Source organism: Angustibacter luteus, assembly GCF_039541115.1.
In the GTDB taxonomy this organism is placed as follows: Bacteria; Actinomycetota; Actinomycetes; order Actinomycetales; family Angustibacteraceae; genus Angustibacter; species Angustibacter luteus.
Genome location: NZ_BAABFP010000002.1, coordinates 410,867 through 422,949, shown reverse-complemented (window position 1 = coordinate 422,949; position 12,083 = coordinate 410,867). Strand labels below are relative to the sequence as shown.

Annotated in this window: 11 protein-coding genes; 7 read left to right on the top strand and 4 right to left on the bottom strand. The window is 72.9% G+C overall.

Annotated features, from left to right (window positions below):
- The first annotated feature begins 1 nt into the window (after window position 1).
- The 3 genes from ABEB17_RS02060 to gad are packed head-to-tail and all read left to right on the top strand — an operon-like array spanning window position 2 to window position 3,031.
- Entirely contained in the window at window positions 2-934 is a 933-nt protein-coding gene (locus ABEB17_RS02060) for an IPT/TIG domain-containing protein (RefSeq protein WP_345714890.1), read from the top strand.
- Complete coding sequence (locus ABEB17_RS02055) at window positions 931-1,599, top strand: hypothetical protein (RefSeq protein WP_345714889.1); 669 nt, start codon at window positions 931-933, stop codon at window positions 1,597-1,599. The genes ABEB17_RS02060 and ABEB17_RS02055 overlap by 4 nt, the downstream gene beginning before the upstream one ends.
- Before the next feature lie 52 nt (window positions 1,600-1,651).
- A complete protein-coding gene (gene gad, locus ABEB17_RS02050; RefSeq protein WP_345714888.1) occupies window positions 1,652-3,031 on the top strand; it encodes a glutamate decarboxylase in 1,380 nt (459 codons plus the stop codon).
- A gap of 22 nt (window positions 3,032-3,053) precedes the next feature.
- Here gad and ABEB17_RS02045 read toward each other — a convergent pair whose 3' ends face one another.
- Window positions 3,054-3,872, bottom strand: coding sequence for a maleylpyruvate isomerase N-terminal domain-containing protein (locus tag ABEB17_RS02045; protein ID WP_345714887.1), 819 nt, complete (start codon window positions 3,870-3,872; stop codon window positions 3,054-3,056).
- Window positions 3,873-3,886: 14 nt separating this feature from the next.
- Window positions 3,887-4,399, bottom strand: a complete 513-nt coding sequence (locus tag ABEB17_RS02040; protein ID WP_345714886.1) for a VOC family protein — start codon at window positions 4,397-4,399, stop codon at window positions 3,887-3,889.
- 183 nt (window positions 4,400-4,582) lie between these two features.
- Between ABEB17_RS02040 and ABEB17_RS02035 the strand changes: the two genes are divergently transcribed.
- Entirely contained in the window at window positions 4,583-5,617 is a 1,035-nt protein-coding gene (locus ABEB17_RS02035; RefSeq protein ID WP_345715773.1) for a maleylacetate reductase, read from the top strand.
- On the opposite strand, the gene ABEB17_RS02030 is transcribed toward ABEB17_RS02035, so the two are convergent.
- A complete protein-coding gene (locus ABEB17_RS02030; RefSeq protein WP_345714885.1) occupies window positions 5,553-7,058 on the bottom strand; it encodes a LuxR C-terminal-related transcriptional regulator in 1,506 nt (501 codons plus the stop codon). The two genes, ABEB17_RS02035 and ABEB17_RS02030, sit on opposite strands and share 65 nt — an antisense overlap.
- Window positions 7,059-7,226: 168 nt before the next feature.
- On the opposite strand from ABEB17_RS02030, the gene ABEB17_RS02025 reads away from it, so the two are divergent.
- The 3 genes from ABEB17_RS02025 (at window position 7,227) to ABEB17_RS02015 (ending at window position 9,053) form a co-directional block, all read left to right on the top strand.
- Complete coding sequence (locus tag ABEB17_RS02025) at window positions 7,227-8,126, top strand: poly(ethylene terephthalate) hydrolase family protein (protein ID WP_378227073.1); 900 nt, start codon at window positions 7,227-7,229, stop codon at window positions 8,124-8,126.
- 173 nt (window positions 8,127-8,299) lie between these two features.
- The gene (locus tag ABEB17_RS02020) at window positions 8,300-8,659 is read left to right on the top strand and encodes a hypothetical protein (protein ID WP_345714884.1); all 360 of its coding nucleotides are present in this window, start codon (window positions 8,300-8,302) and stop codon (window positions 8,657-8,659) included.
- 31 nt (window positions 8,660-8,690) lie between these two features.
- A complete protein-coding gene (locus ABEB17_RS02015) occupies window positions 8,691-9,053 on the top strand; it encodes a hypothetical protein (RefSeq protein ID WP_345714883.1) in 363 nt (120 codons plus the stop codon).
- Here the strand turns inward: ABEB17_RS02015 and ABEB17_RS02010 are convergent.
- The gene (locus tag ABEB17_RS02010; protein ID WP_345714882.1) at window positions 9,050-11,938 is read right to left on the bottom strand and encodes a helix-turn-helix transcriptional regulator; all 2,889 of its coding nucleotides are present in this window, start codon (window positions 11,936-11,938) and stop codon (window positions 9,050-9,052) included. The genes ABEB17_RS02015 and ABEB17_RS02010 overlap by 4 nt on opposite strands.
- Window positions 11,939-12,083 lie beyond the last annotated feature (145 nt).

Sequence of the window (12,083 nt, the reverse complement as noted above, 5' to 3'; positions counted from 1 at the left end):
CGTGCACCACCTCGCCACGCTGCCCGCAGACCTGATCGGCGCAGCCTTCACCGTCCTGATCCTGCTGGTGTTCGGCATGCTGGCCGGCGACGACCCCTGGAAGCTCGGCCGCGCCGGACCGCCGCACGACGGGGTCGCCCGACGGGCCAAGGACGCGCCGATCCGGGCGATGGTGATGGGTACGGACGGGCGGCTGTCCACCAGCAAGGTGACGGCCTTCTCCTGGACGATCGCGATCGTCTACGCCCTGTCCACCATGTGCGCCGTGGTCATCGTCGAGAACCGGCCGTTCGGCGACATGATGGACCAGCTGGCGGACAGCTACCTGCTGCTGCTCGGCGGCCCGTTCGCGGCCCTGGTGCTCGCCAAGGGGATCACGGTCACCCGCATCAACAACGGGTCGCTGGCCAAGCCGAAGGCCACCAACCCGAGCATCTCCATCAAGGACCTGGCCAGCAACGACGCCGGGCAGACGGACCTGGTGGACTTCCAGTTCCTGATGTTCAACGCCATCGCGCTGGCCTACGTGCTGCTGCGGTTCAGCCTGCACCCGCACGACGGCCTGCCGGACCTGCCGACGGCCTTCGCCGGCCTCACCAGCGTCTCGGCCCTGACCTACACCGCCAACAAGGCGGTCGCCGGAGCCACCCCGGCCATCACCTCCGCGGCGTTCGACCCCGCCACCCGACAGGTCACGGTGCGCGGGCTCAGCCTGGGGGCGGCCCAGGCGCAGGTGCGCTTCGACGACCACGCCGTCGAGCTGGTCCGCTCCTCGGCCACCGAGGTCGTGTTCGTCGCGCCGCCGGATGCCGGGGCGGGCAGCCACAGCATCCGGGTCGAGGTGCCCTCCGGCACCGGGCACCACGTCGTCGAGACGACCGTCGTCCTGCCCGCTCCGCCTGCTCCGCCTGCTCCGCCCGCGCCGGCCGCATGAGGCCGGCCCGGCTGAACGCGACCATCGCGTGGCTGTTCATGGTCGGCTCGGCGTGCTTCGTGCTCGGCTCGGTGCCGGCGTACGCCAACGCGGTGGGTGGGACGCCGGACGCGATCACCTACTTCGTGGGCTCGCTGTTCTTCACGTCCGCCTCCTACGCCCAGCTCGTGCAGGCGCAGAGCCCCGCCATGACGGACGTCGCCCAGCGAGGGAGCCGCGGACCGGTCCGGTTCTGGGGCTGGCTGCCGCACGACCGCGGCTGGCTGGCTGCGGCGACGCAGTTCCCCGGCACGCTGTTCTTCAACGTGAGCACGTTGCTGGCCCTGGTGCACAACGCGACCGTCGAGCAGGAGGACCAGCACGTCTGGCGACCGGACTTCTTCGGGTCGACGCTGTTCCTGGTGGCCAGCGGCTTCGCGATCGCGAGCCTCGGCATCGGTCTGGCGGTGCGACGCGGCCTCGTCGTCTGGTGGATCGCCTGGGTGAACATGCTCGGCTCGGTCCTGTTCATGTTCTCGGCGATCGCCAGCTACGTCGTGCCCGGCACGGGCGACCTGATCGACGTCCAGGTCTCGATCATCGGCACCCTGCTGGGTGCGGTCTGCTTCCTCGTCGGTGCCGCGCTCATGCTCCCCGCCTGGCGACAGACCACCCTCACCGGGTGAGGCGGACGCCGCGGCGGCGGCCCTAGCGTCGGGGGCAACCTAAGGAGTCGCGATGACCAGCTCGCGCCAGTTCACGGACGCCGACCGGGCCCTGTTCGGCAACCGGTTCCTCACCGCCGAGGTGCCGACCAAGACCTTCCCGGAGTCCGGGATGTCCGCCGTCGAGGCGATGCGCCTCGTCGGTGAGGACATCGCCCTGGAGGGGGACCCCGCCCGCAACCTCGCCACCTTCGTCACCACGTGGATGGAGCCGGAGGCGCAGCGGATCATCGCGGAGAACCTGCACCGCAACTTCATCGACCACGCGGAGTACCCGCGCACGGCCGAGATCGAGCAGCGCTGCATCCGGATGCTCGCCGACCTGTTCCACGCCCCGGGGGAGACGACCGGCGCGCGCACCCAGGGGTCGTCCGAGGCGATCATGCTCGGCGGCCTGTCCCTGAAGTGGAACTGGCGCAAGCGCCGCAAGGCCGAGGGCGGATCCACGGAGAGTCCGAACCTGGTCTTCGGCGGGGACGTGCACGTGGTGTGGGAGAAGTTCTGCCGGTACTTCGACGTCGAGCCGCGGATCGTGCCGCTGCAGCCGGGCAAGTACACCATCGGGCCGGAGGACGTCGAGCCGCACGTCGACGAGAACACCATCGGCGTGGCCGCGGTGCTGGGCACGACCTTCACCGGGCACAAGGACGACATCGGCGGGATCAACGACCTGCTGCTGCGGATCAAGAGCGAGCGCGGGATCGACGTCCCGCTGCACGTGGACGGCGCGAGCGGCGGGTTCGTCTGGCCGTTCCTGTACCCGGACACCGCGTGGGACTTCCGGCTCGAGCAGGTGCGCTCGATCAACGTCTCCGGGCACAAGTTCGGCCTGGTGTACCCGGGCATCGGCTGGCTGGTCTTCCGCGAGACGGCCGACCTCAACCACGACCTGGTGTTCGAGGAGAACTACCTCGGCAAGACCGACGCGACGTTCACGCTGAACTTCTCAACGGGCTCGGCGATGGTCCTCGCGCAGTACTACAACCTCGTGCGGTACGGCCGCGCCGGCTACACGTACATCATGCAGAACATGCAGGCGAACGCCCAGCTGCTGGCCGAGAAGCTGCAGGCCATGGGCCAGTTCGAGCTCATCGGGGACGGCGACGAGCAGCTGCCGCTGGTCGCGTTCCAGCTGGCCGAGAAGCACAGCTACGACGAGTTCGACATCGCCTGGCAGCTATCGGCGGAGCGCGGCTGGATGGTGCCGGCCTACACCCTGCCGCCCGACGCGCAGGACGTGACGATCATGCGGGCGCTGGTGAAGGAGACGATGAGTCGCGAGCACGTGGACACGCTTGCCCGCGACATCGAGGAGGCCTGCAAGACGCTGGAGGCGAAGGGCGGCGCGCACGAGTCGGAGCGCCAGCAGATCATCACCGGTCCGGGTCACTGACCCGCACCCGAGCCCCTACCCGCTAGATCCGGAAGAACAGGTTGAGGTACTGCTCGGCCAGCGCCAGGTCGCCGCGCACCGTCCCGGAGTTGCTGCGCCCGAACGCGGTCAGCACCAGGCTGCCCGCATCGAACTCGAGGTACGCGGGCAGGCTCTCCAGCTCGCCCGTCTCGTAGCTCAGCCCGTCCGGCCCGACGGTCACCCGGTAGTCGCCGGCGTTGCGCCCGGTGACCCGGATCCCGATGGTGAACGGCTCGCTGACCTGGTCCGACTTCACCGTGCCGCGCCAGATCTCGAACATGAACGGCACCAGCAGGTCCGCCGCGTCGCCGTGCAGGCCGTGCGCCGCGCCGCTGCCCTGCCGGATGTCCCACGAGTGCACGCCGTAGTCCATCAGCTGACCGGCCGCGTAGAAGAACGCCGGCACCGGGCCCATGTAGGGGTGGGTGACCAGGAAACCCGTCCAGTCGTCCTCGCCGACCGCCTCGAGGATGCCCTGCATCTTCTCGAAGTCCGCGCGCAACCGGTCCATCATCTCGGTCTGCGGGGTGCCGCGGAAGGCGGTCGCCGCCTCGTTGACCTTCCCCGCCATCGCGGGCAGCCCGTGCGGTGCGGGCACCGCGTCGCCGGTGCCGCGGGCCGCGTCGAACGCCTTGAAGTAGCCCTCGGTGGTGTCGATGATGTGCGCCACCAGGTCCCGCGACGTCCAGCCGTCGCACGGGGTGGTCCGCTCCCAGGCGCCGGGTGCCTCCGCCAGGGCGAAGAAGTGCTCGGCCTCCGTGCGCACCACCCGCAGGATGGTGTCCTTGCCCTCGTACGACATCGCGTTCCACGTGCTCATGACTTGGCGCCTCTCTACTCGTCGAGCTGGCGTCCGCCGAAGTACATGAGCGGGTCGCTGAGCAGCTCGATCTGGATGCCGTCGGGGTCCTTGAGGTACATCGACTCCTCGATCCCCTGGTCGGGGCCTCCGTAGGGGACGCCGGCCGCGTCCAACCGCTGCTGGGCCAGCTCCCACTGGTCCCGGGGTACGGAGATCGCGATGTGCTGCACCCCGCCGATGGCCTCGATGCCCGGCTCGAGACCGAGCCCGGGGAAGTCGAAGAAGCCCAGCAGGGTCTGGTTGCCCAGGTCGAAGAAGAAGTGCGACGAGCCCGGGTAGTCGCGGTTCTCGACCAGCTCGATCAGCGGGAAGCCAAGCAGGTCCTGGTAGAACCGGATCGTCTGCTCGACGTCCGAGCAGATCAGGGCCGCGTGGTGGATACCGCGCCCGATGGTGGCCGGCCGGTCCGCTGCCGGCGTGAGGTACTGCTCGCGCAGCTCGCCGCGTCGGGCCTCGAGGGTGACCAGCTCGTCGTCCGTGGGCATCTGCGACCTCCTCGGGGGCGCGTCCTCGCGCCGACCTGCGCATCGTAACTCCGGCGCGCCCGGGGTGGTAGTTGTCAGCGCAAGAAAATCCTGATGCGCCCGTTGACCCGGGCCGCGCCCGTGCGATCCACTCCTCACGTGAGCAGTGACCCGCCGGAACCGTTCCGCTACGAGGCGCTGCCGATGCGCGTCCGGTTCGGACCGGGCGTGGCCGGCGACCTCGTGGCGGAGGTCGACGACCTCACGCTCGGTTCACTGCTCGTCGTGTGCACGCCTGGGCACCGCGAGCTCGCCGAGCGCCTGTCGGAACCGTTGCGGCACAGGCGTGCTGGGCTGCTCGATGGGGCGCGGATGCACGTCCCGCAGGAGGACGCCGACCGGGCCCGAGCCGAGGCGCAGCGACTGGGCGCCGACGGTCTGCTGGCCGTGGGTGGCGGGTCGGCGATCGGTCTCGCCAAGGCGGTGGCCCTGACGACCGGGCTGCCCGTCGTCGCCGTCCCGACGACGTACGCCGGGTCCGAGATGACGTCCATCTGGGGGATCAGCGACGGGACGACGAAACGCACCGGACGCGACCGGCGGGTGCTGCCGGTCAGCGTGCTCTACGACCCGGCGCTGACCCTGTCGCTGCCCGTCGAGGTGTCCGTGACCAGCGGGATGAACGCCCTCGCGCACGCCGCCGAGGCGCTCTACGCGCCCGACCGCAGCCCGGTGGTCTCGCTGATGGCCGACGACGGCATCCGCCGGCTCGTCCGCGCCCTGCCGAGGATCGTCTCTGCGCCAACGGATCTGGGCGCCCGCACGAGCGCGCTCTACGGCGCCTGGCTGTGCGGCGCCTGCCTGGGCGCCACCACGATGTCGCTGCACCACCGGCTGTGCCACGCCCTGGGGGGCGTGTCCTCGCTGCCGCACGCCGCCACCCACACCGTCGTCCTGCCGCACGTGCTGGCGCTCAACCTGCCCGCCGTACCGGACGTCGCCAGCCGGCTGGAGCAGGCGCTGGGCGGTCCGGGGTCGGCGGGCGCGCAGCTGTACGAGCTCGCTGCGCTGCTGGGGGCGCCGTCGTCGCTGCGCTCGCTCGGCATGCCCGAGACCGACCTGACCACGGTCGTCGACCAGGTGCTGTCCGCGCCCTACGCGAACCCTCGGCCGGTCAGCCGGCTGGATCTGGTGGACCTGCTGGCCCGGGCGTGGTCGGGCGCGCCACCGAGAACCTGAGCCAGGCCGTCGCGACCTCCACCCGAGAGCGCGCGCCGAGCCGGGCGAAGATGTTGCGCAGGTGGTGGTCGACGGTCCGCGAGCTGATGCTCATCGAGCGGGCGATCTCCCGGTTCGTGAGGCCGTCGGCGACCAGCCGGGCCACCTGCGCCTGCTGCGGGCTCAGCGCGAGCGCGGCCGCGCCCGACCCGGCGCTGCCGCCGTCGACGTCGGGAGCGCCCGTGGCTCGCAGCTCGGCCCGGACCTGCTCGGCCCAGTACCCGGCGTCCTCGGTCTGGAACAGCCGCAACGCATCCCGCAGGTGCTCGCGGGCCGCCGACGGCAGGCGCTCGCGACGCAGCCGCCGGGCGTAGTGCAGCTTCGTGCGCCCGAGCTCGAGGGTCGACCCGGCCTGGCAGTGCAGCGCGATCGAGGTCTCGAAGTGCTCGGCCGCCACGGCGTCGTCGTCGGTGAGCAGGGCGTGACAGCGATGGACCTGCGCCAGCCAGCTGGGGTTCGCGGACCAGCCCACCCAGTGCTCGAACGCGGCCAGCGCCGCCGCCGCCTCGGTCGCGCGGTCGCAGCGCACGGCGGCCTCGACGAGCTGCGGCGCGATGATCACCCGCATCGCCGGGTGGGCCCGGCCCAGCCCGGTGGCCATCGTGCGCAACCGACCCAGCGCTTCGTCGGGTCGCTCGTCCAGCAGGTCCACGCACGCGAGCGTCCACGTCGCCCAGGCGGCCTGCTTGCCCAGGCCGCGCTGCCCGATGCCCGGCAGGGCGGCCGTCACGAGGTCCAGGGCCACGTCGCGCTCACCGCGGGCGATGGCCGCAACGGCCTGCATCACGAGGTTCTCGGCCAGGCTGTTGCGCTGCCCGACTGCCTGTGCCGCAACCACTCCGGCCGAGCAGGCGGCGACGGCGGCCCGGTTCCTGTCCAGGACCAGAGCCGCCGCGCCGTACTGGGCCAGCGCGGTCGGCAGAAGCTCCGCGTCACCCGTCAGCCGGGCCCGGCTGACCGCCGCCGTTGCGTGCTCGAAGCACCGGTCGGCCTCGCCCAGCAGCAGCGCGGTCTCGGTGAGCCACAACGACTCTCGGACGTTGCTGTCCGCGCGCCCGGCGTCCAGCACGGTGCGCAACGCGCGGACGGCGGCGGAGTGGTCTCCGGCCGAGACGGCGACCACGCCGGCGACGTACGAGCGCACCACCGGCGGCACGTCCTCACCCGCGGTCAGCCGGGCGAGGTCCGCGTAGTCCGTGACGTCCCCGGCCATCCGGTGCGCCTCGGCGGCCAGCATCACCGCGACCCCGCGCCGCTCGCCGGTCAGCCGCTGCGCGGCCACCGCCAGCTGGCGGGCCGCCACCCCCGGCTCACCGTCCCGCAGCTCGCCCTCGCCGCGTCGCAAGGCCTTCTCGCCGTCGACGTCCCGCTCGGACGTCGACCTCGCGTCCCGCGTCGACATCGGACCTCCAGCGGTGGGCGGCGCGCGGGCGAGGGGTTCGGGTCGATGAAACACGACGGCAGCGGGCACGCACAAGGTTTCGCCACAAACCGGTGATTTCGCCGATACCGGAACCACGTCCGCCGCAGGCACTGTGATCCCACCCCCACCCGAAGGAGCAAGAGGACCGTGCGCAGACATCGGAACGTCCTGACCGCTCTCGCCACCGCCGCCGCCGTCGGACTCGTCGTCACCACCGCGACTACCGGCGCCGCCACCGTGGACCGCGAGGTCCCGCGCGCAGCGGCCAACCCCTACGAACGCGGACCGGCGCCGACCACCGCGAGCATCGAGGCCACCCGCGGCTCGTTCGCCGTCGCCCAGACCACCGTGGCGCGGTCCGCCGTCAGCGGGTTCGGCGGCGGGACGATCACCTACCCGACCAGCACCGCCCAGGGCACCTTCGGCGCCGTCGCGCTCTCGCCCGGCTTCACCTCCAGCCAGTCCGCGCTCAGCTGGCTCGGCCCGCGGCTGGCCTCGCAGGGCTTCGTCGTGATCGTCATCGACACGCTGTCCGTATACGACCAGCCCGCATCCCGAGGCACCCAGCTGCTCGCCGCCCTGGACTACCTGACCAAGAGCAGCTCCGTGCGCACCCGGATCGACCCAACCCGACTCGCGGTCGGCGGCCACTCGATGGGCGGCGGCGGCGCGATCGAGGCCACGGCGAAGCGACCCACGCTGCAGGCGTCGGTGCCGCTGACACCGTGGGACACCACCAAGACCTGGAGCAGCGTCCGGGTGCCGACGCTCATCTTCGGCGGTGAGCGGGACACCACGGCGCCGGTCGCCAGCCACGCCGAGCGGTTCTACGCGTCGATGACCAACGCGCCCGACAAGGCGTACCTGGAGCGGCGCGGCGCGAGCCACGGTTTCCCGACGAGCGCCGACACCACGACGGCGAAGTACACGATCGCGTGGCTCAAGCGGTTCGTGGACGACGACACCCGCTACGACCAGTTCCTCTGCCCGGCGCCGGCGCCGTCCACGCTGATCCTCGAGTACCGGGACACCTGCCCGCACGCGTAGGGCCGTGTGGCCGGGCTCACAGCACCACCGCCGCGGGCCGGGTTCAGGCTGGCGCGAGGCCTGCCGACAGGGAAGAAGTCCCCCTGTTCGGCGCGGTCCTCGCGCCAGCCCTTCGGCGCGCCCGCACGTTGCGGGGGCGCCGTCGCCACGCCTGCTCCCGAAAGTTGACTGCTGTGTCCGCCCCCGGCCTCATCGCCCTCATCGGCAACCTCCTGGCAACCGTGGCGATCCTGCCGCACCTGGTCCAGGCGATCCGGGAGCGACGACCGAGCGGGTCGCCGTACGGCTGGGCGCTCGGCGCGGCGACGGCGGCGCTGTGGTTGTCCTACGGCTGGGTCACCTCGACGCCGGAGATCGGCGCCCCGGGCTACGTGACCTTCCCGGTCAGCGTCGTGCTGGGCGTGTGGGCCTGGCGCGAGCAGCGGACGGCGGCGGCAGCGGCGGCGGTGGCGCAGGACGTCCTCGACCTCGACGAGCTCGACCGGCTGGTGCTGGACGACGCCGCCCGGCCGGAAGCGCTCGCCGCGGCCTGACGCGCAGCGGCGCGTTCGGTAGCGTTCGCACGTGGACGGTTCCCGCTGGTCGTTGTGGTCCGAGGGCTCGGTGCTGTCCATCGGGTCGACCGGGTCGGTGCTGTCCATCGGCTCCATCGGGTCGGTGCTGTCCATCGGGTCCGTGGGGTCGGCGATGTCCCTGCTGTCGATCGGGTCCGCGCAGTCGATGGTGTCCGCCCTGTCCTGGCAGAGCAACGGTTCACTGATGTCCGGGCAGTCCGGGTCCGGCGTCCTGTCCTGGCAGTCCCAGGGCGGGGTGATGCAGGCCGAGGCCGCCGGTCCGCTTCGTGGCTCCCGGCTGGTCGCGGTCGGCGTCGGCGCCCTCTCGCTGGCCCTGGTGACGCACCGGCTCTGGCGGTCAGCCGTCCGCTAGCCCTCCGCGGGCCGCCGGCTCGCCCAGGCGGCGATCTCGGCGCGTCGGGCGGCGCCCAGCTTGCTGAGGATGTGCTCGACGTGGGCGGACACGGTCCGCGGCGACAGGAACAGCCGTTCGGCGATCTGCCGGTTCGTCAGCCCCTCGGCGACCAGGGCGGCGACCTCGAACTCGCGCTCGCTCAACGGGTGCCAGCGGGTGGTCGCCGCTTTCGGTCGGGCCTGCTCCAGCACCGCGCCGGCCGCGTCGAGCAGGGGCCGCGCCGCGACCGGTCCGGCACTCGCGCGGACCTGCTCGGCCAGGGCCACGGCCTGCGCCGGACGACGTCCGAGAACCGCAGCGGTGGCCTGGTCCAGGACCGCCCAGGAACCCTCCCAGAACCGACCCAGTGCGCCCCAGGCCGCGGCGGCGTCCGTCAGGCTCGCGTCGGCGGCCGTGAGGTCACCGGAGTCGAGCTCGAGCAGTCCCCGCGCGTGGTCCACGGCCGGCAGGGTGCCGGGAATCGACCGGGCCACCAACGCGTCCCGCACCTGGCCGAACCAGTCGCGCGCGAGCCCGCCACTCCCGTCGGAGCTCAGGTGCGCCCGCACGCCGGTCACCAGGAACGGGAACAGGTACGCCGCGTCCGCCACCTCCCGGGACAGCGCGTAGCCGCGCTCGCACAGCTCGACGGCGCGGGCGTGGTCCCCGCGCAGCGCCGCGCTCTGCGCCAGTCCCCACAGCGGCGGCGAGATCCGTTGCAGCTCGGCCATCGACTCGCCCAGCTGCAGGGCCTGGGCCAGCAGGTCGTCGGCGGCGTCCAGCTCGCCCCGACCGAGCTGGACGTACCCCAGCACGTAGAGCGCGGTGATCCGGGTGGTGATCCCGCCCCGCCCGTCCGCCAGGGCGTGCTCGGCCGTCTGCTCGGCCTCGGCCCACTCGCCGCGCGCCCAGTGCACGTGCGCCAGGTGCGCGCTCATGTAGCTGCGGTGGTTCCACAGCTCCACCGCGTCCGCGTAGTCGATGCCCCGCCGCAGCCAGCCGGCCGCCCGCTCGTACTCGACCAGCACTGACGCCGAGGTGCCGAGCATGCGGTAGCCGCGCCCGGCCTCGGCCTCCTCGTGCCCCTGGACCGCCCGGGTGATCGACTCCTCGAGCAGCGCGTGACCGGCGTCCAGCTGACCGGTGAACAGCAGCACGGAGCCGAGGGTGGCGGCGGTGTTCAGGTCGGCGGCCCGCTCGCCGCCGCTCCCGTGGCTGCTTCCCTGGACCAGCGCGCGGCTGAGCTCGCCGTACCGGATCGACTCCTCGAGCCGGCGATCCAGCATGTACGCGGCGGCCAGGCCGCTCAGCAGCCCGGCCCGGACCGGTTCGGCGTCCGGCAGCCCCTCGATGCTGTCCAGCGCCGACTGCAGCCGGCGCACCCGCAGCGGCAGGCTCTCGCCGAGCAGGTGGGTCACCGAGACCAGCGGCGCGACCAGGGCCGCCGCGCCGACCAGGTCACCGTCCGCGCGGCGCAGGTCGTGCGCCCGCTCGAACGCCTCGCACGCGCTGTCGTTGTCGTCCACCGCGGCGGCCTCACCCGCCAGCGCGGCGAGCAGGTCCGCCAGCTCGGCCGGTGCGACGTCGGCGGGCGCGTTCCGCAGGGCCCGTCGGTCCAGCTCGAGCGCCTCGCGGTGCGCCGAGATGGTCGCGGCGGCGCGGGCCGCAGCCCGCGCGTGCCGGTAGGCCGGTTCCGACATCCCGGCCTGGTCGTAGTGCGCGGACACGAACGCATCCGGGTACCCGCGGCGGACGGCGGCCTCGGCCACCCGCTCGTGCAGCAACCGGCGCCGGGGGAGCGGCACGTCGTCGTAGAGGGCGTCCCGGATCAGGGCGTGCCGGAAGTCGAACCCGGCCGGGCCGGCACCCGTCCGGACCAGGTACACCGAGCGCAGCTCGCGCAGGCAGCGGTCCACGGTCTCGGCGTCCGCCGCCGTCACGTCGGCGAGCAGGTCGACGTCGAACGACCGGCCGATGACCGCGGCCGCCGACGCCATCGCCCGGACGTCGTCGGGCAGCGCCGCGGCCCGCGCCAGGACGGCGTCGGCGAGCGTGTCGGGGACGTGCCGCAGGTCCGGCTCCCGGACCACTCCCGTCGCCTCGTCGGTGGCCGCAGCGAGCAGCTCCTCGATGTGCAGCGGGATGCCGTCGCTGCGGTCGTGGATGGCCGCGACGACCTGGGCCGGCGCCGGTCGACCCAGGACGGCGCTCGCCAGCGTCGCCGTCTGGGCGGCCGTCATCCGGGGCAGCCGGACCTCCTCGGCCAGCCGCCCGGACAGCAACCGGGACCGCCAGTCGCGCATCGCCGTCCGCGGGTACAGCTCGTCGCTGCGGTAGGCCCCCAGCATGAGGCACGCCCGGCCCGGCAGCCGCGTCGCGAGATGGGCGACCACCTCCAGGCTGAGCTGGTCCGCCCAGTGCAGGTCCTCCAGCACGATGAGCCGGGGGACGTCGTCCAGGTCGGTCAGCGCGTCGGACAGGTCCTGCACCAGCAGCCGTCGCCGGCGGTGCCGGTCGCCCTCCCGGCGCTGGGGTTCGCGCAGCCGCTCCGCCAGCACGGCTCCGGCGGACCGGGCGGCGTCGTCGCCGGCCCGGCGCAGGTCGCCCGCCAGGTCGAGCAGCACCCCGCCGGAGTCCTGCTGGTCGCCCGGGAACGCCGTGGCGCGCAGTACCGAGAAGCCGAGCCGCTCGGCGCTGCGGGAGACCGAACCCAGCAGCCGGCTCTTCCCGATGCCGGCCTCGCCGGCCACGAAGAGCAGGTGCCCGTGGCCGGCGGCAGCCTGCTCGAGCCGTCGCCCGGCGAGGGCGAGCAGCTCGTCGCGACCGACCAGGACGGGCGAGGCCACCACGTCACGTCCGGACACGTCACCTCCTCGCCGTCACCGTAGCCACCCTGCTCGCGTCCCCACCACATCGTGGCAACCTCGCATCACGGGCGATGCGCGGTTGCCACGATCTGCTCTCTGCGGCCGCCAGGATCGGTCATCTGACCGATGACGGGACGACGGC

Coding starts and splice junctions, on each gene's coding strand:
- ABEB17_RS02040 (WP_345714886.1), bottom strand. CDS start 4,399: ATGCCCACGGACGACGAGCTGGTCACCCTCGAGGCCCGACGCGGCGAG.
- ABEB17_RS02030 (WP_345714885.1), bottom strand. CDS start 7,058: ATGTCGACGCGGGACGCGAGGTCGACGTCCGAGCGGGACGTCGACGGC.
- ABEB17_RS02055 (WP_345714889.1), top strand. CDS start 931: ATGAGGCCGGCCCGGCTGAACGCGACCATCGCGTGGCTGTTCATGGTC.
- ABEB17_RS02045 (WP_345714887.1), bottom strand. CDS start 3,872: ATGAGCACGTGGAACGCGATGTCGTACGAGGGCAAGGACACCATCCTG.
- ABEB17_RS02035 (WP_345715773.1), top strand. CDS start 4,583: ATGCGCGTCCGGTTCGGACCGGGCGTGGCCGGCGACCTCGTGGCGGAG.
- gad (WP_345714888.1), top strand. CDS start 1,652: ATGACCAGCTCGCGCCAGTTCACGGACGCCGACCGGGCCCTGTTCGGC.